The organism is Holdemania sp. 1001302B_160321_E10 (assembly GCF_015552275.1).
Taxonomy (GTDB): domain Bacteria; phylum Bacillota_I; class Bacilli_A; order Erysipelotrichales; family Erysipelotrichaceae; genus Holdemania.
Map to the genome: position 1 here is coordinate 105,424 of NZ_JADNEM010000002.1, position 20,938 is coordinate 126,361.

At 51.3% G+C, this 20,938-nt stretch carries 20 protein-coding genes; 4 read left to right on the top strand and 16 right to left on the bottom strand.

Annotation, left to right across the window (positions count from 1 at the left end):
* Nucleotides 1–74: 74 nt before the first annotated feature.
* Together I2D94_RS01690 and I2D94_RS01695 are read right to left on the bottom strand one after the other, a co-directional pair.
* Nucleotides 75–2,123, bottom strand: coding sequence for a S9 family peptidase (locus I2D94_RS01690; protein ID WP_195395397.1), 2,049 nt, complete (start codon nt 2,121–2,123; stop codon nt 75–77).
* A gap of 66 nt (nt 2,124–2,189) precedes the next feature.
* Nucleotides 2,190–3,089, bottom strand: a complete 900-nt coding sequence (locus I2D94_RS01695) for a mechanosensitive ion channel family protein (RefSeq protein WP_195395398.1) — start codon at nt 3,087–3,089, stop codon at nt 2,190–2,192.
* A gap of 163 nt (nt 3,090–3,252) precedes the next feature.
* Between I2D94_RS01695 and I2D94_RS01700 the strand changes: the two genes are divergently transcribed.
* The 3 genes from I2D94_RS01700 (at nt 3,253) to I2D94_RS01710 (ending at nt 4,892) form a co-directional block, all read left to right on the top strand.
* On the top strand, nt 3,253–3,573 hold the full coding sequence (locus I2D94_RS01700) for a co-chaperone YbbN (RefSeq protein WP_195395399.1): 321 nt from the start codon (nt 3,253–3,255) through the stop codon (nt 3,571–3,573).
* The gene (gene trxB / locus I2D94_RS01705) at nt 3,573–4,490 is read left to right on the top strand and encodes a thioredoxin-disulfide reductase (RefSeq protein ID WP_083538582.1); all 918 of its coding nucleotides are present in this window, start codon (nt 3,573–3,575) and stop codon (nt 4,488–4,490) included. The genes I2D94_RS01700 and trxB overlap by 1 nt, the downstream gene beginning before the upstream one ends.
* A gap of 168 nt (nt 4,491–4,658) precedes the next feature.
* The gene (locus I2D94_RS01710; RefSeq protein ID WP_072685004.1) at nt 4,659–4,892 is read left to right on the top strand and encodes a hypothetical protein; all 234 of its coding nucleotides are present in this window, start codon (nt 4,659–4,661) and stop codon (nt 4,890–4,892) included.
* 14 nt (nt 4,893–4,906) lie between these two features.
* Here the strand turns inward: I2D94_RS01710 and dhaS are convergent, their stop codons facing one another.
* From dhaS to I2D94_RS01790, 14 genes are all read right to left on the bottom strand, one after another.
* On the bottom strand, nt 4,907–5,464 hold the full coding sequence (dhaS, locus tag I2D94_RS01715) for a dihydroxyacetone kinase transcriptional activator DhaS (RefSeq protein ID WP_195395400.1): 558 nt from the start codon (nt 5,462–5,464) through the stop codon (nt 4,907–4,909).
* A gap of 1,471 nt (nt 5,465–6,935) precedes the next feature.
* Nucleotides 6,936–7,703, bottom strand: coding sequence for an SDR family NAD(P)-dependent oxidoreductase (locus I2D94_RS01730; protein WP_200798802.1), 768 nt, complete (start codon nt 7,701–7,703; stop codon nt 6,936–6,938).
* Nucleotides 7,704–7,783: 80 nt separating this feature from the next.
* On the bottom strand, nt 7,784–9,391 hold the full coding sequence (locus I2D94_RS01735) for a mannitol dehydrogenase family protein (protein WP_195395403.1): 1,608 nt from the start codon (nt 9,389–9,391) through the stop codon (nt 7,784–7,786).
* The gene (uxuA, locus tag I2D94_RS01740; protein WP_195395404.1) at nt 9,382–10,461 is read right to left on the bottom strand and encodes a mannonate dehydratase; all 1,080 of its coding nucleotides are present in this window, start codon (nt 10,459–10,461) and stop codon (nt 9,382–9,384) included. Before uxuA ends, I2D94_RS01735 begins: the two co-directional genes overlap by 10 nt.
* Nucleotides 10,462–10,522: 61 nt before the next feature.
* Nucleotides 10,523–11,587, bottom strand: a complete 1,065-nt coding sequence (locus I2D94_RS01745) for an iron-containing alcohol dehydrogenase family protein (protein WP_195395405.1) — start codon at nt 11,585–11,587, stop codon at nt 10,523–10,525.
* A gap of 3 nt (nt 11,588–11,590) precedes the next feature.
* A complete protein-coding gene (locus tag I2D94_RS01750) occupies nt 11,591–12,268 on the bottom strand; it encodes an RpiB/LacA/LacB family sugar-phosphate isomerase (protein ID WP_195395406.1) in 678 nt (225 codons plus the stop codon).
* A gap of 258 nt (nt 12,269–12,526) precedes the next feature.
* Nucleotides 12,527–13,537: an ATP-binding protein gene (locus I2D94_RS01755; RefSeq protein ID WP_195395407.1), complete on the bottom strand. Its 1,011-nt coding sequence runs from the start codon at nt 13,535–13,537 to the stop codon at nt 12,527–12,529.
* A gap of 19 nt (nt 13,538–13,556) precedes the next feature.
* Entirely contained in the window at nt 13,557–13,754 is a 198-nt protein-coding gene (locus I2D94_RS01760; protein WP_195395408.1) for a hypothetical protein, read from the bottom strand.
* 201 nt (nt 13,755–13,955) lie between these two features.
* The gene (locus I2D94_RS01765; RefSeq protein ID WP_195395409.1) at nt 13,956–14,840 is read right to left on the bottom strand and encodes a class II fructose-bisphosphate aldolase; all 885 of its coding nucleotides are present in this window, start codon (nt 14,838–14,840) and stop codon (nt 13,956–13,958) included.
* A gap of 60 nt (nt 14,841–14,900) precedes the next feature.
* Nucleotides 14,901–15,995, bottom strand: a complete 1,095-nt coding sequence (locus tag I2D94_RS01770) for a PTS fructose transporter subunit IIC (protein WP_072684993.1) — start codon at nt 15,993–15,995, stop codon at nt 14,901–14,903.
* Nucleotides 15,996–16,013: 18 nt separating this feature from the next.
* Nucleotides 16,014–16,325: a PTS fructose transporter subunit IIB gene (locus I2D94_RS01775; protein ID WP_072684992.1), complete on the bottom strand. Its 312-nt coding sequence runs from the start codon at nt 16,323–16,325 to the stop codon at nt 16,014–16,016.
* Between the two features lie 143 nt (nt 16,326–16,468).
* Nucleotides 16,469–16,921, bottom strand: coding sequence for a PTS sugar transporter subunit IIA (locus tag I2D94_RS01780; protein ID WP_072684991.1), 453 nt, complete (start codon nt 16,919–16,921; stop codon nt 16,469–16,471).
* A 40-nt stretch (nt 16,922–16,961) separates the two neighbouring features.
* Nucleotides 16,962–18,929: a transcription antiterminator gene (locus I2D94_RS01785; RefSeq protein ID WP_195395410.1), complete on the bottom strand. Its 1,968-nt coding sequence runs from the start codon at nt 18,927–18,929 to the stop codon at nt 16,962–16,964.
* A gap of 278 nt (nt 18,930–19,207) precedes the next feature.
* Entirely contained in the window at nt 19,208–19,960 is a 753-nt protein-coding gene (locus I2D94_RS01790; protein ID WP_195395411.1) for a DeoR/GlpR family DNA-binding transcription regulator, read from the bottom strand.
* A 75-nt stretch (nt 19,961–20,035) separates the two neighbouring features.
* Here I2D94_RS01790 and I2D94_RS01795 point away from each other — a divergent pair, with 75 nt between their 5' ends.
* Nucleotides 20,036–20,824 carry a 5-deoxy-glucuronate isomerase gene (locus I2D94_RS01795; protein WP_195395412.1) on the top strand — a complete coding sequence of 263 codons (789 nt, stop codon included), beginning with the start codon at nt 20,036–20,038 and terminating at the stop codon, nt 20,822–20,824.
* The last annotated feature ends 114 nt before the right edge of the window (nt 20,825–20,938 follow it).

Here is a 20,938-nt window from a genome sequence, read left to right on the forward strand (position 1 = left end):
CTGCATATTTACCTTTAATTTAACCTAAACAAACGGACGACTGTGATAAGCCGTCCGTTTTTGATCTTTCTGTTTTATGATTCTGTTTCGTTTTCCGTTTCTTCTTCTGGCTCCAGCACGCTGAGATGATCGGTGTACTGATCGAACCACTGCGTGATTTCCTTTAACCGGCGGATCCGGTGAATCGGCTTCCCGGAACGGCTCAGCTCATGATTTTCACCATGGAACAGGCAGATCCGGGCGTCGACATTATGCAGCTTCAGCGCCTGAAACATTTGTAAGCCTTCCGCCATCCAGCAGCGGTAATCCTGATCGGAATGGATGAACAACGTTGGCGTCACCGCCTTGTCCGCGTATTTTAACGGTGAGAAGCCCCACATTTTTTCCGGATTTTCCCATGGCGTCGAATCCATCTGGCTCATGTTGTGATAGTAGCCGATATCGGTTGTCAGCGATTTGGAAAACCAGTTGGAAATGGAGCGCTGGCTGGCAGCACACGCGAAACGATCAGTATGGCCGATAATCCAGTTGGTCATAAATCCGCCGTAGCTGCCGCCGGTGACCGCAACGCGTCGTTCATTAATCATCGGATAGGTCTTCAGCACGAGATCCGTAAACGTCATGATATCGGAATAGTCGACTGTTCCATACTTGCCGCGCAGATCCATAAACGCGTTGCCGCGGCCGTCGGAACCGCGCGGGTTGCAGAAGAACACAAAGTAGCCCTGAGAAGCCCAGTACTGCATCTCATGCATGAAGACTTCGCCATACGCCGCTTTCGGTCCACCGTGGATATCCAGCACCGCTGGATAGGTCTTCGCCGGGTCAAAATCGATCGGTTTCAGCACCCAGCCGTCAATCCGCACGCCGTCGTTGGTAAAGCTGATCTTCTCCGGCTGAGCAACATAGGACTCCGCGAGCACGGCGTCGTTAACATGCGTGAGCTGGATTTCTGCGCCGTCTTTCAATTCGTACAGCTCCTGCAGCCGCATTTTGCGCATCGCGCTCAACACGATCCGGCCGTTCTGCACGTCGAAGAAATCGACGGAGCCTTCCGCCGTCGTTAACGCCCGGCGCTGCCCCTGACGATCAAACACCGTCAGTTCGGAATGGTTATCCCACGTCAATAACGTCCAGATCTCGCCGTTGACGATCTTCCAGCCGCGGCCGCCATACAGCTTGGCATCGCTGCCGACAGAGCTGCCCCACGACAGATCCTCGCCGTTGAGCAGTGTCATCGCACCGCTGGCAACATCAATCGTATACAGCTTGGCGTTTTCGCTGGATCCCCAGGTTTGATAGTCGGTCGCGGTCACGGCCAGCTGGTTATCGTTAAGCCAGCCGAGATGACCGAAGCTCCATTTGCCCGACGGCACCAATGTCGTCCGCTCGCCGCTGGCCCGGTCAATTAAATACAAGACTGAGGTCTGGCTGTTGACGGAATCGAATTCAGGACCGGCGATCGCGATCTTCGTGTGATCCGGGCTGATTTCCAAATGCCGCACATCCATGTATTTCGGGGATAAGATCTGAGCCTCGTCCGTGCCCGGTTTCACCAGCACCGCCCAGGTTCTTTTTTTATTGATGAAGCCGCGGCCGTTAAACCAATACGGCAGTTCGTCTAAAACCTCGTAATCCTTTTCTTCTTCCCGCTGTGCCAGCACCTTGTCGAGTGCCTTGCCTTCCAGCCCCTCTGCCGGCAGCTCGTTGAGATCTTTCAAGACCAGCGCGGCCATCGTTTCCCCGTCGACCGGTTTTAAGGCCGTGACCTTCCATGGCAGCGTAAACGCCTTCCGCGCTTCCCCACCGTTAAGATCCAGACGGTAATAGGTCGTCTGCGTCTTCCCCTGCTTCGCCGCTTTTTCATCCTCGCCGGTCCGATCGGCTGGAAACAGGATATGTTCCGCGTCTTCAAACAGGAAATTACGTTCTTTATGGCCTGACGTCAACGGAATACTGCGTTTCTGATCAAAGTCCCAGCACCTCAGATCGTGCTCATACCCGGTGCCTTCCGCGTTGCTTTGGCTCTGCACATAAACGCATCGCCGGCCATCCGCGGATAACGTCGCTTCCGACAGATACTGATAGGCTTTAAACGTATCAATTTGAATTGGTTTTGCCATTTTATTCTCCCCCCGCCCCGCTAATGGAGCTCATTGTCCTTATTTTACCGCTGCCTGAACGCAACGTCAATTTGGTTGTGACGAATCTTCCGCTTCCATTTTCAAATGCACGTCCTGCTGCGGATACGGAATGCCGATCCCGGCCTCATCCAGCGCTTCCTTGATCGCCAGACGCAGGCCCCGTTCGACCTCCCAATGCCGTAAGGGCAGCGTGCGGCAGATGACCGTGATGTTGACGGAAGAATCCGCCAACTCCGTAATTCCCTGAACCTTCGGTTCCTCGACGATGATTTCCTTGACCTGCTTGGCATACGCCTTGGCCGCCTGATCGAGAATTTCCATCACCTGGCGGCTGTCCGCTTCATACGGCGTGCTGACCGTGACCTTCGCCAGCGAATCCATCCGGGAATAATTGATCACCCGGCCGATCGTGCCGTTGGGAATGATGATCTGCTGCCCGGCGAAGTTTTTCAAATACGTCACGCGCATCGCCGTCGCCGTCACAGTGCCTTCAATATCGTCCAGCTTAACATAATCGCCGACCGAAAACTGCTTTTCAAACATCATGAAAAACCCGGTGACCACGTCCTTGATTAAACTTTGCGCGCCGATGCCTAAAGCCAGCGAGCCGATCCCGGCGGATAACAACAAATTGTTGATCGCATTGCCGAAGCCCAGCTGCGCCAGGATCATCAAGGCGCAGATGCCGTAGACGATATAACGGAAGGTGCTGCGCGTCATCGTCATCATTGTCTGCACGCGGCGCGCCTGCATTTCCGGCATTTCCTCGGATTTTTTGATCTGCCGGGCAGTTAATTTGGAAATCAGATTCAATACCAGCTTGCCGCCCAGAACGATCAACAGTATGCCGACGCCTTTCCAGAACAACAGCCCGCTGTTTTCAGCGAGCGTGCTCAGAAAACCGTTGAAATAATCCGTGATTGTTTTTCCCAGAATTCCTGTCATGAACATCCCCCTGTCTTGTGCTTAAGTTTAACGAAAATCGGCGGCTTATTCAATCCTTCTTCATGGAATTGAAAGATTTCCCGGGGTTTGCAGGCAAATTCCTTGTTTTCCCGCGTTTTTCACGGCTATAATGAAACCAGAATAACATAAAGGAGGATTCGTAATGGCAACGGTAATTACAACGGATAATTTTGATCAGGAGGTCGTTCATTCCGACCTGCCGGTCATGCTGGATTTCCAAGCGCCCTGGTGCATGTACTGCCGGCGTTTGGCCCCTGTCATCGCCAAGCTGGAAAAAGAATTAGAGGGTCGGGTGCGGATCGGGACTGTCGACATTGATCAGCAGCCGGAGCTGGAAGAAAAATTCGACGTCAACACGATTCCGTCGCTGATCCTGTTCAAGCAGGGCGTGCAGGGTTCAACGCTGGTCAATCCGCCGTCCCGCGGCGCGATCATGAGCTGGCTGGAAGAACAGGGGATCTGATGATGGAACACGTACAAGTCGTTGTTTTAGGCGGCGGCCCCGCCGGATACACGGCGGCGCTGTATTGCGCCCGGGCTGGTTTCCGCACTGTAATCCTGGAAAAATTGTCGGCCGGCGGCCAGATGGCGACCACCGCGCAGATCGACAATTACCCGGGTTTTGACGAAGGCGTCGATGGTTTTGAGCTGGGCATGAAAATGCAGGCGCAGGCGGAACGGTTCGGCGCAGAAACTTATTTGGAAGAAGTGCTTTCCGTGGATTTAACCGCAGTCCCCAAGAAGATTGTGACCGACAGCCGCGAGCTGACGGCGGACGCCGTGATTCTGGCGACCGGCGCGTCGGCGCGGAAATTGGGCGTACCGGAAGAGGATTCACTGGTTGGGCGCGGTGTAGCGTACTGCGCGACGTGCGACGGCATGTTTTATAAGGGCAAGACGGTCGCGGTGATCGGCGGCGGCAACACCGCGGCGGCGGATGCTTTGTTTCTCTCGCGGATTTGCGAAAAGGTGATCCTGATTCACCGGCGCGACACACTGCGGGCCGACCGGGTTTACCTCAATCCGCTGCAGAGCTGCGATAATCTGGAATTCATCTGGAACAGCACGGTCGATGCCATTCTGCATGATCAAAAGGTCACCGGTCTGCGGTTGCGCGACAAGTTCAGCGGCGAGCTGCAGGAAATCGCATGCGACGGCGTCTTCGTCGCGGTTGGCCAGCTGCCCAACACCGCTTTGTTTGAAGGACAGCTGAAACTGGATCATGGATACATCGCCGCGGATGAAACGACGAGAACCTCGCTGCCGGGTGTCTTCGCGATCGGCGACGTGCGCACCAAAGCGCTGCGGCAGGTCATCACCGCCGCCAGTGACGGCGCGGTCGCCAGCCACTTTGTTGAGGAATACCTCGCTTCCCTGTAAGCTTCCGTTCCTCATTTCATAATTTCATAACATATTTGACGGCCGCGGTTTTCCGCGGCCTTTTCTGCGCGTCGAAATTTGTCTGAAATTACGACACAACGCGCAAACTGCTTATAGGCAAATCCTGTCTGTTCACGTATGATAATTTCAGAAAGCAAGGGATAGGAAATGTCATTGGACGCAAAGCTGAAGCAATCACTTTTGGAAACCGCCGCCCGCCATCGGCTGCGCCGCGGCAAATCCGGAAGGCAGACCGCCCGCAATCTCGTCGATCTGACCTGCACGCTGAAAAAAAAGGATCTGCCGGAATATGACAGATCGCTGATCAGTGAAGAATGCTTCAATCTATTAAAAAAGACGAGTATCGAAGACACGACAGCCTGGCTGATCCATCGGATCTAGCCTTTTTCTTTGATTCAGAACTGCCCCTGCAGACGCAGATTCGCCATTTTCTCGCTGTCGTTGGCCAATTTCCGAATCCGCAGCGACAGGGATTTGGGGCTTTCCTTCATTCCGCCCCGGACCCAGTCACAGATAATCCCGCACATTCCATAGCTGTAAAAGCGGGAATACAGCCGCACATCCGCCTCCTGCAGCCGCAGGCTCCCATCCAGACGGCGGATCGCTTCTTCAAACAGCGTGCAGGTGATCTGAAACAGATAATCCTCAAAACACTGCGGCGAAGCGCTGATCGTATTCTCATAGAAGATCTGATTTTCGCGCATCATGGTCAGCAGCTTTTCCATGTGCTGATGCCAGTTGTCAAAGGTCACGTCGCTGGCCAGATAAACAAACCCTTCCTGATAATAAATCCAGTCCAGCAATTCGTATTTATCCTGAAAATGGTAATAAAACGTCTGACGATTCAGTCCGCATTGTTCCGTAATGTCCCGCACTGAAATCTTGTTAAAGTCCTTGTGATGACATAATTCTTTCAAGCCTTCCGCGATCGCTTTTTTCGTCAGATCCGCCATGTCCTGCCTCCCGGATCTGCACTTGCCCGACTCTCGGCCGCAAATCCTGTTTCTATGATAGCTTTATTGTAAGCTATTTTGATCAAAAGGGAAAGAATGAAGCATACCCGCTTCTGATAAATGGGATTTTGATCCAAGCTCGGTTATTTTACGGAGTGCTGCAGCCTCTGATCTCTGTAAAAGAGCGTAAGGATTTTAAAACACTGAATACTTTCTATTTAAAATTAATATTGGTATTAATTATCACATCCACTATAATTAAATAGGTATTAGGAAGAAGGGGCGAAATGGATAAAAGTAATTTCCAGTAATATAAGCAAGCCAAAACTATTTCCGAGCAATTACAATATTTAAATGAACATAAAAGAGTTCAATTTAATGAGATGAATAAAGAAAACGCAGGAAACAAGCTGCTAGAATATAACTACATTAATGTAATTACTCCGTTTAAACATAGATTCGCTAAATTAAATAACAAGAAAGAAGTTGAAAAAGCAAACGGAAGACATGTATACGAGAGAGATATAGAATTTCAGGAGTACTATAATTTCTTTATCAATGAAAGAAAGTCTTATCCTATTATCATTACAAACATATTAGATTTTGAAATACATTTTAAAACCAGCGTCGCTTATAATGTTCTTACAGTCTGTAAAATCCAAGATTCAAACCAGTTGGAATTATTTCTTGTTAAATTAAACTTAAAATTTGCTTTTTTAACGTCGAAATATAAGGAAAATAGAATTGAACACATGAGCAATCGCATAAATGCTCTAAAAAAAAGATATTTTTAAATATGCTGATGTTTATTGCTTTTTTGATAGAATGAGTTTAGGAGATATGCTAACCGTCTTTACTTGCCTTGACAATTCAATGCAAAACAGAATTTTTCAGGATTTAAAAAAGTTTCAAATGAAATTTAATGTTGATAAAGTCCCTGATTTTATTGATAAAGTGTTTTGTCTAGTATCCATTAGAAACTGTGTAATGCATTGCAATAGTCTGGAAATATTAAACAGATTCTATAATCCTAAAACACATGAGTTAAGAAAAAAATCAGATAGGAAAAAATATTTAAACATGATAAAAAATCTAAGTATAGAAAAAACTCACGATAAATCGTGAGTTTTCTTCCGCACCGAGTGTCATTTACAATGTTATTATATGCTATAGGTCGGTGAATATCAATTAAAAGTTTCAAATGAAAATCCTGAAGTTTGCTTTCACCGCAATCGAAAAGAGATCTTTAGTAAAACTCATCCCAGTGCCGCTAAGGGATTTTGTTTTCGAAGCCAAACCGTTCCGAGATCTTTTTCCTGGTGTTGACAATCCCTGTCTTCGGCATAAAGCCGAATGTCCTTCCAATTTCGGACTCATGAAGTTCTAATGGCAAGAGCTTGTGAAATGAAAAAGACCGGCTTCCCGCAGAGAAAAACCGGCCTTGGATTCAATCTTCGATTCGATAACTTCTTTAGCGCGCCAGCCAGCCGCCGTCAACAGGAATTGTCGCGCCGCAGATATAGTCGGAAGCTTCGCTCGCCAAAAAGACCACCGGTCCCTGCAGCACGGACGGATCGCCCCAGTAGCCGATCGGCAGCCGGTCGAGCACTTCTTTGTTGCGGACCGGATCGTCCTGCATCGCCTGCGTCAGCGGCGTCTTCATGTAGCCCGGCGCGATGGCGTTGACGTTGATATCCTTGCTTGACAGCTCGTTGGCCATTTCCTTCGTCAGCCCCATGATCGCCGATTTGCTGGCGGTGTAGGCCGGTACGAGGATGCCGCCGGTAAAGGAAAGCATGCTTGCGATGTTGATGATTTTACCGCGGGTTCCCTGCTTTACCATCTGGTTGGCTGCACTTTGTGAAAGCAAAAAGACCTGCTTCAGATTCAAATTCAGCGTGTAATCCCAATCCGCTTCGGCGTATTCCAGAAACGGTGCGCGGCGGTTGACGCCGGCGTTGTTCAGCAGAATATCCAGATGACCATAAACGTTGACGACTTCCGCGACGATCGCATCGGTCAGCGCTTTGGTCGGCTTCGATAAATCTGCCTTCATGTAATGATAACCGCGGCCGATCTTTTCAATCGCTTCCCGGATATTCGCATCGTCGCCATGGCCGATGTTGAAAATATCCGCGCCGTTTTCCGCCAGACCAACGCACATCGCATAGCCTAAGCCTCGATTTGCCCCGGTCACTAATGCGACCTTGCCCTTTAGCAATCCTTCTTTATAAATCATATTCATCCTCCTCACTCGTTACCCTAACAATAGCACAAATTCCGTGTTTTGTATCCTTCATTTATTTTTTCACAAGTCGCTCAATCCAACTGTTCATGCAAAATCCGCCGCACAGCGCCCGGACCTTGCAGCATTGCGGTCAACAAATCTTCCACCCGTTCGATAAGACCTGCATCTTCCAGATCCAGTCCGAAAATCGCGGAATTCTTTAAAATAGCGCGAACGCCGGTAAGCGGCGGGCAGGTCTGACCCAGCGTAATGCCTTCCAGCAGCGGCCGCAGCGTGTCCAGCAATGGGTCCGGGCTTAACGACATCGGCTGCCCCTGATCATCAATCCCCAACAGATAACGCAGCCATCCGGCATAGACCAACGGGATCGCCTTTAAATCGGAAAGCGGGCGGCCTTCCTTCATATACGCCTTGACGGTTTCGCCAAACCGCACGCCCAGCTTCTGTGAGGTATCGGTCGCAATTCGCTGCGGCGTATCCGGCATAAAGGGATTCGGGATGCGCAGTGTCAGCACTTCGTCAAGAAATTGTTCAGGCGCCAGAATTTTCGGGTTTGTCACAACCGGCAGCCCTTCCACCCGGCCGATCCGTTCCGCCAGCCGCTTTAAATCCGGATCCTGCATTTCCGCACTGATCTTGGTGAAGCCGAGCAGACAGCCGAACACCGCCAGACCGGTATGCACCGGATTCAGACAGGTCGAAACCTTCATCCGCTCCACCTGTTCCACCGTCTGCCGGTCCGCGAACATCACGCCGGCTTTTTCCAGCGGCGGACGGCCGTTGGGGAAGCGGTCCTCAACGACGAGATACTCGCACTCCTCGGCGTTGACAAACGGCGCGATGTAGGTATGCCTGGCCGTGACGATCGGACTGACATCCTCCACCCCATCCTGCTTCAATAACGCTTCAATCGCCGGATCCGGCCGCGGCGTAATCTTGTCGATCATCGTCCATGGGAAACTGACCTGGCCTTCATCCTGCACATAGTCCAGAAAGCCCGCTTCAGTCTTGCCTGCGCGCGTCCAGCCTTCAGCCATTGTCACAATCGCCTGTTTCAGCTTTTCGCCGTTGTGCGAACAGTTGTCCATACTGACCAGCGCGATCGGCAGCGCCCCGTTTTGATACCGCGCGGAAAGCAGCGCGGCGACTTTGCCAATATAGCTGAGCGCCGCCTGCGGCCCCCGTTCAAACTCAGCAGCGATCTCCGGCAGAATCTGGTCCTTTTCATCGCGGACACGATATCCTTTTTCCGTGATCGTAAAGCTGGCCAGCTGCAGGCTCGGCTGGATGAACAAGTTTCTTAACATCGTGAAATCCGCGCTGGCCGGATCGAGCTTCAAGGCGGCGGCCAGACTGCCGATCACCGTTTTTTCCACGCTGCCTGAGGCTTTCAGCGTGACCAGAATATTCAGATCATCGTGCGGATTGAGCATTCCGTCGACGATTTCATCATCATATCCTTCCGCCGCGATCAGACCTTCCGAAACTTCCCCGTCTTCAATCAGCTGCTGCATCAGCCGCGTCTGATACGCGCGGAAGATATTCCCGGCGCCAAAGTGAATCCAGCGCGGCGTTGCCAGCGTTGCCTGACGCATCCGCTCGCGGTCGTATTGCGGCAGCGTGTAGCCATGATCCAGCCAGCCTTGCCGGTCTTTCAGTCCTTCATCAGTTAATCGCATACGCATCCCTCGCTTTTGACAATCGCTTCCCACAAACCGTTAAGATAAGCCGCACCCAGCGCCCGGTCATACAGACCATAGCCCGGCATCGCTTTCTCGCCCCAGATCATCCGGCCATGGTCCGGACGGATCGGACCGTCGAAACCGATATCGAACAGCGCTTTCATAATTTCATACATATCAAAGCTGCCGTCGCTGGACAAATGGGCGCTTTCCTCAAAATCATCCGGCGTATTAAACTTCAGGTTGCGGACATGCGCGAAGTGAATCCGACCTTTTAACGAGCGGATCATATGCGGCAGATCGTTTTCCAGATTTGTTCCATAAGAACCGGAACAAAACGTCACGCCGTTGTGCGGATTGTCGACCATCTTCATCATCCGCTGAATGTTGCCCTCGTTAATAATAATCCGCGGCAGACCGAACACGCTCCAGGCCGGATCATCCGGGTGGATCGCCATGTTGATATCATACCGGTCGCAGACAGGCATGATCGCTTCCAGGAAAATCCGCAGATTTTCAAACAGCTGCTGCTCATCGACGCTGCGGTACAGCGCAAACAATTCCTTGATCCGGTCCATCCGTTCCGGTTCCCATCCCGGCAGGATAAAACCGTTGGTATCCGCGCCGATCGAAGCGAACATCTTTTCCGGATTCAATTCGTCCACCGCTTTCTGCGTGTACGCCAATACCGTCGAGCCGTCCGGACGCTTGCGGGCCAGTTCGGTCCGCGTCCAGTCAAAAACCGGCATGAAATTATAACAGACCATGTGGATGTCCGCTTTGCCCAGGTTTTCCAGCGTCTGAATATAATGATCGATCATTTCGTCGCGCCGCGCCGTTCCCGCCTTGATCGCATCGTGAACGTTGACGCTTTCAATTCCGCTGACGCGCAGTCCGGAAGCCTCGACCTCATCTTTCATCGCCGCGATCCGCTCCGGCGTCCAGATTTCACCCGGCAGCGTGTCATACAGCGTCGTGATGACGCCGCGGACGCCCGGAATCTGACGGATTTGTTCAAGCGTTACGGAATCGTAGCCGGTCCCATACCAGCGTAATGTCATTTCCATAGGTTTTATTTCCTCCTTTACCTAAAAGAAAAGGGACGGCTTGTCCCTTTGTTCAGACTGTTTAGCCTGCGTAGTTTTCAAGATCGTCGATCGCCTTGCGGATCAGCGCCTGGGTGACCGGATACGGAACATGGTTGAGTTCCTGATTCTTTTCCGCCATTTCCAGCACGTCGCTTAACGGATCGTCCTTGCTCAACTCTAAATCCGCCAGACAGACCGGCAGCCCGATTTGACGGTGGAAGGCGTAAGCTTTTTGAAGCATTTCCTTCTGACCGTCCATCATCAGCTGCACCAGCGTGCCGTAGGACACAACCTCGCCATGCAGATGGTTCTTCTCGATATGCTCGCGCACCGTCAACCCGTAGAACAGAGCGTGCGCCAGTGCGGAATTGTAATTGGGATGGACAAGCAGTGAAACGCTGCCGGTGGAAATCAGGATATTCTGGATGATCTGTTCGAGATCGTCGCTGACTTCCTGATTTTTCGCTGCGCGCAGCGCGCTGACGCCGTGGGCGATCACCGGCTCAAAGCACATCGCGCTGATCGTACGGCCCAGTTCGCTGGCATAATCCAGTGAATCGTTGCGGGCGGAGAACGTACACTCCACATGCTTCGCCATCGTATCGCCGATACCGGCCCATAAATACTGAATCGGCGCTTCGGCAATGACCGAAGTCGGGATCAGACAGTGTACCGGCGCGGCCTTCAGCTTTGGAATATCCTTGAACGAACCGTCGGCGTTATACATGATGCTGATCTTGGTTACTGCCGCGCAGGTGGAGGCGATCGTCGCAATCGTGACGACCGGCTTTCCCAGCTGATCGCCGGCCAGCTTCACCGTGTCCAGACATTTGCCGCCGCCGATGCCGACCAGCACGTCTGCCCGCCGCACATCCGGATCCTCTGTCAGCCTGGCGACGTTCTCATAGGTTGCCTCATGCCCATAGCAGACTTCTCTGACAACGTCCAGCGAACCCAGCGCCGGGGTTAACAGCGCCTGACAGGCGGCATAGGCTTTCGCACCATGAATCAGCGCCACTTTGCGTCCGTAAGCGGAAACGACACGTTCCAGATCATTCAGTGCGTCCGGGCCGATCGTATAGCGCGGAAGGGTCACGTTTTTCATACTTTATTTGCCTAAGACTTCACGTACATACGCTTCCAGCTCGGCGTTCTGGCAGCCGGCAAAGAAGCAGTCCTGGAACCGCTGCGTCAGCGCTTCCTTAACCATGTTCTGATCAAGCGCCTTCAAGCCATCCAGAACCGGCTTGCCCACCGCGGCCTTCACTTCGTTTAACAGCGCGGCGTTGCGGTTCTGCGATTCCTTGCGGCCCGGCTCATTCGGATAGCCCATGCCCTTCGGAGAACCAAATGCTTTTTCAAAAATCGTGTGGATGTTCAGCTCGCCGCCCCAGCCGAAGCCTTTGGCATAAGGGATCGACAGTGCGTTGCCGTTGTTGATCTGCAAGAACAGGTAGGCGTCTGACGGTTCGATGCAATAGCCGCAGACAACGCCCGGATACGCGTTCAGCGACATCAGCGCGCCCTGGCCGGTGCCGCAGCCGGTAACGACGAAGTCCACCGCGCCGCTGTTAAGCAGCAGGCAGGCCTGAATGCCCAGATGCAGATAAGTCAGACGTGGATTTTCTTCCGTATACGCTTCCGGAACGTCCTTGTCCAGCAGCGGTTTTGCCATCGCGGTGTTATAAACGGCATGACCCATCGGTTCGACGACGTCTTTCAGCTGTTCCAGAATAATCGTGTTTTTCGGGGCCTGGCTGAATTCATTCATTAATGCAATTTTCATGTGTTTGTTTCTCCTTTTCTTCTTTTTAACAGGAACATCAATTTCCTGTTCCTGTCTATAAAAGTATCATAAACGATTCGTTCCGGATTATCAATCCTCGTCATTTTAATGTGGTAAATTGTCGTTTATCCGCCCTGCCAAAATGGAAAAGCAAAATAATGTGATCCAATAAAACTTCATTCTGTAATTTTTCATCCTGTTTTCCAGCTAGGGTGATCCGATCAATACCCCCTGTCCAGGTCATTGTTTTCAGTTTGACTACAGTACTGATACAGGACAGTACCAGGACTGGCGGTTAAACGGAATCAGCTCGTCGCTCAAACATAGAATGATTCCCGGCTGAACGTCGAGATGAAACTGCTGCAGAACATTAAAATTCTTATCCGGTTTCGAAGGTTCCTTGCCTTTCTTAATCTCGATCGGCGTGATCTGATCCCCATTCACAACAAGCAGGTCGATCTCCTTCTTATCCGCATCCCGGTAATAGAACAAATCGACAGGTTTGCCGGCATTGTAATAACTCTTAACAATTTCCGTAACGACATAAGTTTCAAAGAAGACACCATCCATCGCACCGTTCGCCAAGGTCTCCGCATTCGGCCACCGGCATAAATAAGCCGCAAGTCCTGTATCCATAAAATAAACTTTAGGAGTTTTGACCAACCGTTTGGAAATGTTGGAAAAATAAGGACGCAGAATAAAAATCACGCCGGACCGCTCCAGAATGGATATCCAGGATTTAGCGGTCGGCAAGGAAACGCCAATCGTCTTAGCGATTTCATCATATTTCAACTCCTGCCCCGTCCGGGCAGCTACAAAGACTAGAAAATCATAAAACTCATTCAGTTTTCCAACCTGCGCCAAGTCTTGAATGTCACGTTCAAGATAGGTATTGATATAATCCATATAGTAACGATCGTTGTCAAGATCACTAACACGCAATTTAGGCATGCCTCCACGATAGATATCCTCATAAATCGTATGGATATCCTTCTTCACGCTGGTTTTCAGGCGTTCCCGCAAAGATTTTAGATCCGGCTGAAAAAGTCCGACGGGACGTCCCTCGATCTCAGCCGCCGACAATCCGGCCATATCAAAAACGGCAACCCGGCCTGCCAGAGATTCAGAAACACCCTGCATCATTTTAAATTTCTGCGATCCGGTAATCCAAAACATCCCGTTGTTATCTTCGCCCGCAAGCGCCTTCTCATCGACAATCTTTTTCATTTCTAAAAGAAGCGAAGGAACACGTTGGATTTCGTCGATCAACAGCGGTGATCCATAAGTTTCAAAAAAAAAGGGCAGGATCCTGAATTGCCAGTCTGCGGGCATTGCCGTCATCCAGTGTGACATAGCGCCGATCCGGTTCCTTGATATGATTCAGCATTGTAAGTTTTCCCACCTGACGCTGACCGCAAACCATGATGACAGGATAATAGCGAGAGGCATTTAAAATCTGATTTTCTAAGTGTCTTTGAATATACATGAAAGCACCTTCTTTCGATATTTTTAAAGTATAACTTTACTTTATCCGTATTTTCCGAATAAATCAAATATAGAAAATTGTATTTTCATCTGCTTAATAACCTTCATTAGATATCGACTCCTGGTCATATAAAAAATCACACAAACAACAAACGAGCACCTTGGGTAAGATGCTCGCTTATTTACTTATAAATGGGAGAATTTATTCGTTGCCGGTCGAAACCGATTCACCGTAGAAATACTGGTTGTTGGACCCGATCACCCGGATATATTCCTTCACGAACTGCTTCACAGCGGCTTCCGCCGTCATGCACAGTTCCAGATAATCCGCGTTCGGTTTGCACTCCAGCTTCTTTAGCATCGCGTTTTTCGCGGCATGGAAAGCGTCGGTGCAGACGTTGATCTTGTTGATGCCTCCGGCGACGGCCTTGCGGATGTTCTCTTCGCCGCTGCCGCTTCCGCCGTGCAGAACCAACGGCATATCCAGCGCCTTTTTCAGCTCGGCCAGACGTTCAAAGTTCAGCACCGGCACATAGCCCTTCGGATAATCCCCATGCGCCGTGCCGATCGCCACCGCCAAAGCGTCGCAGCCGGTGTCTTTCACAAACTTCTTTGCTTCTTCGACGTTAGTATACAGGTCGACCTTACTGTTGTCGCCGTCCGCCGCCTGCCCAACATGACCCAGCTCCGCTTCAACGCAAATTCCGTGCGGATGCGCCAGCGCGCAGACAACCGAGGTCCGCTTGACGTTTTCTTCATAAGGATAGGAAGAAGCGTCGATCATCAGGCTGGTGAAGCCGTTGTGGATGGCCGTGACCATATCTTCCAGCTTTCCGCCATGATCCAGGTTCAACGCGACCGGAATGCTGGCGCGTTCAGCCAGTTCCTTCACCAGTGGAACGATCTCCGTCAGATGCGCATGCTTGCCGATCTGACCCGGACCCATCTGGACGATAATCGGGGAATGTTCTTCCTCGGCGGCGCTGATCACCGCGCGGGCCATTTCCATATTGATGCTGTTGACTGCCATCACCGCGTAATTATGCTTGTGCGCGTGCTGCAGAATATCCTTCATCGAAACTAACATAGGACTCCTTCTTTCTTTCCTTAATATAATTGCGAATGTCTTAGAAATTGAGGGTGAAGCTTACAGGTTGATGTCCAGGTCGACGATTTCTTCTTCCTCTTCCTGACCTTCCTCGCTCGGCTTCTTGATCGCCGAATAGATGACGCCAGTCGCAACCGAGCCGACAATCAAGGCGATCACCGCCCACATCCAGTTGGTCATCATCGGGAAGACGAAGATTCCGCCATGGCCGGCAACGGATTCAACACCCATCGCTACGGCGATGCCGCCGGCTAACGCTGAACCGATCATGGAAGCGGGGATGAAGCGGGCCGGATCTGCCGCCGCAAATGGCAGGACACCTTCAGTAATGAAGCACAGGCCCATCGGGAATGCGGTTTTCGCGGTTTCTTTTTCCGTCAGCGAGAATTTTTTCGGTGTTAACAGAGTGGAAACGAAGACGCCGCATGGTGGCGTCATGCCGCCGATGATCTTGGCTGACATTGGTCCGTAGATGCCATCAGCACCCAGCGCATTGGCTGCCATGGAAGCCGTCTTGTTGACCGGGCCGCCCATATCGAAGCCCATGCCCGCGCCGATAACCGCGCCGATGATGAACTTGGAACCACCGTTGAGGCTCATGATCCAACCCTGCAGAGCATTCATGGCAATCGCCATCGGCTTCGCCACGATCGCGAAGAAGGCCACGCCGCAGACAAAGGTCGCGATGACTGGAATAATCATAACCGGCATCAGGCCGACCATCCACTTCGGAAGCTTCCAAGTCTTCATCCACTGGATGAAATAACCGATCACAAACGCCATCAGCAGACCGCCTAAGAAGCCCGCTTTCGACTGGTTTGCCGCATAACCGATGACGAAGCCCGGCACGATGCCCGGACGTTCAGCGATCGAGTAGCAGACGCCGGCCGTCATGACCGCAACGCCGAAGCTCATCGCGTAGTCAGATAATTTGGAAATCATCCACCAGAACTGTTTCCAGTCGAAGCAGTTCAGGTTGCTGAAGAGGGTCGCGCCCGCTTCCGGCGCATAATTGCCGACTTCCCATCCGCCGAAGCCTTTCGCTAAGGCGCCCAGGATACCGCCGGCCACGATCATCGGAATCATGTACGAGATGCCGGTCATCATGTGTTTTTTAAAGTTCAACTTTTTCATGGATTCATCTACCCCTTTTTATTTTTGGATTTTCTTTTCGATCGTGGCGATCAAGCTTTTTGGATTCTTCATCGCGACGCTGATCGGAATGTCAACGGTCGGCTTGCCGGCGAAACGTTCCATTCCGCCGACAGCGATATCATGCGCGATGATGACAACATCCGCCGCGGCGATATCTTCCGCTGTCAGTTTGTTCTGTGCGCCGATCGTCCCCTGCGTTTCGATCTTGCACTGATGGCCCGCGGCCTCCGCTGCGTTCTGAATCTTTTCCGCAACGATATAGGTATGCGCGATGCCTGCGGTACAAGCTGTAATTCCTACAATCTTCATTTGGGTTCACCTCCCATCCGTCTTTGTTCTTTTGGCATGATCATAATTTATCATGTTGCAAGCGCTTTAGTTTAACAACTGCGGGAACTTTATTACGGTAATTTTTTGATTAAGTAACGATTAAATTACGGTAATTTTGGTCATTAGTTGAGGAATAAATTAATCAACTCCTGCTTTGTTGTAACCTTCTGCAGCTTCTCCACGCGTTCGTCGTTGCCCAGCTTGCCGGCCAGCTCCGCCAGCAGCATCATGTGATTGGACGCGAAATCAGCGTCGTCGCTGACGCAGAACAGGAAGACCAGATTGATCGGCTCATCGTCGTAGCTTTCCCATTCGATCTCATTTTCGCAGCGGCCGATCGCGATCCCGATCTTTTTGACGGCATGACTTTTGCCATGAGGAATCGCGATGTGGTTGCCCATGCCGGTAATCCCCTCCGCTTCCCGGACATAAATGTCCTTGACGAACTGTTCGATGTCTTCAATGTAGCCCGCTTCCAGCAGGTGCGCGCTCAAATCATGGAGCACTTCGTCTTTCGTCGTGCTCTTTAAATGCAGGTCGATGATGTTTTCATCCAGAATATCCGCTAATGCCATACGTTGTTTTCTCTCCTTATCGTAGCTTTGCTTACTGAAATTACTTGATTAAATATTTGTAAAAATCGACGTTGGTCTGAAAATTCCGCAGGACGTTGACCTGCTCGTCGGTTCCGACCAGCTTGATGTACTGCTTATAGAAAGCCTGGGTGCGGCGGATCTCAAAGTCATTGGTCATTTTCACGACTAACAGAAAGATCACGTCGACCATTTCGCTGTCCCACAAGATCGGTTTTTCCAGCGTGGCGATGACGACCCGGGCTTCGTTGATCTCGTTCTGATCGCCATGAGGAATCGCAACGCCGTTGCCGATCGACGTCGGCGTAAACGCTTCACGGTCCAGGACCGTCTTGACATACTTGCGCGTGACATAGCCCTTGCGGACCAGATGATCGCACAAATACTTCAGCAGCGCCGGCTTGTCGTCAATTTTCAGATGCGTAAAGATCAGATCCGGCTCAAACAGCTGGTGGCAGTCCGCGTCGAACTGCGCCTCGCTGACCTTGTTGAGAATCGTGTTGCGGATCCAGTGGTTGATTTTCTGAATCGAAGCGTCGGACAGGAAATCGTCGATCTCCACGATCCGCGGGTCATTCAGCTGCAGCTCGCGCGTCGTCAGAATCAAATCGACGTCCGTGACTTTTTCAATCTTGAAATCATGGACGCTGACCACCTTCACCGAATGAATCAGGCTGGACGAGCGGCAGATCTTGTCGCACAGCATCTGGTTGATGCCCATGCCCGAAGCGCTGACCAGCATCGTCCGGACCGGATTCTCATTGCGCTCCAGAGCGGATTGGATATACAGCACGATATAGCCCAGCTCATCCTCGCTGACCTTCAGATCGAAATATTCCTCAAACAGAACGGAGATCAGCCAGGCAACCCGGAAGGTCTTTTTATATTCCGTTTTGATATAACTGGTCAGTCCATTGGTATGTCCACGTTCATAGCGCAGCCGAAACAGCGTGGGCCGCATGTGAATCAACAGGCCGTGATAGAGCGCGTCGTCATGCGTCAGATCGACGTTGAGAACGTTGCTGACAACGGAGATGATCTTGCGGACAAATTCCTGCAGCTTGTTGTCATATTCCCGCAGCACCTCGCCGCTGTCGGCGCTGTAGCCGCTGTCGATCAGCTTGGAGCACAGGATCTGGATTGACAAAAACGCTTTTTCCTCAGTCGGCAGCGTCATGTTGAAATGCGCCCCAAGCTTTTTAAAGATCGCTTCGGCAAAGCTGTATTCGTTGTACTTCTGAAGCATTTCCAGTTCCTCGTCTGAAAATTTCAGCTTGCGGCCATTTCCCTGCTGGTTCTGATAGATCGCCAGCGATGCGTAAACAAGCACCTCGTTGAAGGATTCCTCGGCGAACTCAAAGCTCCATTCCTTTTCCGTTTCCATGATTCCCCGCCGGATCGCATCAAGATCCAGTCCCGGCATAAAAAACAGGATGCTTTCCTCGACGTTGGTCTCGGTATCGAATTTCAGAATGAAATGCTTCAATGCCAGGCGGTAGGACACCTCGTTGTACGCCAGTTCCAGACCCTTGTTGCGCACAACGTTCAGCTCGATGTTAAACAGCTTCAGCCAGCTGCGGCAGTCGTTGATCACCTTGAGCGTCGTCGGTACGCTGAGATAGAGCTGGGAGGCCAGCTGCTTGGTCGTCAGCGTGTTGTTCTTCGTGCTTTTCAAGATCAGCTTCAGCGCTGTTGCGGTGCGGACCTGATCGTTTTGCAGTACGTCCATATTCGTCGAGTTGTTGATCAGCGAATTGAGCTTCAGCCGCTGCTGCGCATCCGCGTTCAGCCAGATCCCGATCCGGGGTTTCTTGCATATCTCGCCCAGCTGGTTGTCCAGCAGCATGTTGTTGATCACTTCCACTTTAGTGCGGATCGTTTTTTCTGACAGTCCAATTTCTTCCGCCAGCTGGCCCGTGGTCACCATCTCTTTATTCAGCAGCGCCTTCAAGATCAGCTGGGTGTAGTAATTAGACTTTTGATCATTCATTTTGTCACCGCCCTTCCCTCGTCAATAAAATAGCATACTTTCCTGTTCCGGCTGAAAGAAAAACGGGAACAGAAATCCGGTAATTTTTTGCTTGTTGTTTCGCGAAGCTGGGGAAAAAGCATGAATATCCCTTTTATAAAAGCTTTTTTAATACTTTTCTCGAAGAATCACAAGTTGATCAAGTTAACCAAGACCTTCTCAAAACCAAGTTGACAACCTGATCAACAGACACTATGATAAGCTTGTCCAGGCAATCAAAAAGCCCGGCTTGTCCGGACTTAATCAATCAACTGGATTTTGAGATTTTTGAAGTATTGTCGGTATTTTTCACTCGGTTCTTCATCGGTGATAATTCCGGTAATGCCTTCAAGATCGAAAAACTTGTTAAACGCCACCGTACCGAATTTCGAGTGATCGGCGACGATCCAGACCTCCGCAGAATTCTGGATCACATGCCGCTTGATCACCCCTTCATTGAAATCGGTATTCGTCAGCCCCTTGGAAATCGACAGGCCGACCGTGGAAATGAACGCTTTATTATAGTAGTACGGATAAAACGAGGTATCGGAGAAGAAGGTCTGGGTTTCCCTTCTCAGCTTCCCGCCCAGGCAGATGCCCGTCAGATTCTCTGTTTCCGTCAGCGCGTTCATGACATGCAGGCTATGGGAGATCACTGTGATCTCCTGTTGATGAAGATAGGGGATCATGGTATAGGCGGTGGAACCTGAATCCACAAAAATTACGTCGCCGTCCTGCACCTGCCGCGCCGCCAGCTGACCGATCCGATCCTTGGCCGCCGCGTTGGTGCGCAGCCGGGAAGATAAAGTCGGCAAAGTCGCCGCGCTGATCTTTTCCGGTTTAGCCAGAACGCCGCCGTACACCTTGGTGATCACATTGCGGTCCTCCAGTTCCTTCAAATCCCGGCGCAGCGTCTGCACGGAGATATTGAACAGCTGCTGAAGCTCCTCGTTGCTCACCGAGCGGTTTTTGCGGATATAGGCTTCCATTTCCTGCAAACGATTGTATTTCATGGTTTTTCCCCGACCTTTCAACTTTCTCCATTATAGACAAGTTGAATCCCTGTGACAAGCAGAAAGGAGTTCACAATGCTAAGAAAAAATGAGGATCTGCATCCCGGTTTCAATCAGATCTGCGACAGTGAAAAAGACCGGATGTTCATGAACGTTCAACTGTTAATCGCCCATAAAGGCGAGTCCTGGCCGATCCAGTCAAAGGATCAGGAAACAGCGCTGCTGCTGCTGAGCGGAACTGTCGTCTATCAATATGAAGGCAAAGCGGTCAGCGCCGTGCGGAAGGATTGCTTCCACGACGACGCGACCTGCCTGCACGTCTGCCGGAACACGCCGGTGACGCTGGTCTTTGAGGAAGATGGCGAGGTGCTGGTCCAACAGAAGGAAAACCCGCGGATCTTCCCGGCCGTGCTGTATGACAAGTCCAACATCGACAAACAGTTCTTCGGCGAAGGCAAGCTGGCTGCCACGACCAAGCGCCAGGTCACGACGATCCTGGATTACCAGCGCACGCCATATTCCAACATGGTGCTGGGGGAAATCACCAACTTTCCAGGCATCTGGAGCAGTTATCCGCCGCATCATCATCCCCAGCCGGAGGTCTACTTCTACAAGTTCGATCATCCGCAGGGCTTCGGCAGCTGCTTCATGGGCGAGGAGGTCTATAAAATCACCCACAACAGCGTCGCGATGATCCCCGGCGGTCTGACCCATCCGCAAAATGCCGCGCCGGGCTACGCGATGTTCTATGTCTGGATGATTCCGCATCTAAAAAACAACCCATGGATCAAGACGCGCACTTTCGACCCCGATCATGAATGGGTCAACGATCCGGATGCCGAATTCTTCCAGCTTGATCAATAAGCCATAACCCCTTCATTCCTCAGGTCCGCTCAGCCATCGCGCAGAATTCCGTCCGTCTTCGAAAAAAAGGACAGCGGCAAATGCCTTGCCGGGCAGCGGTCCTGCAAAACAACG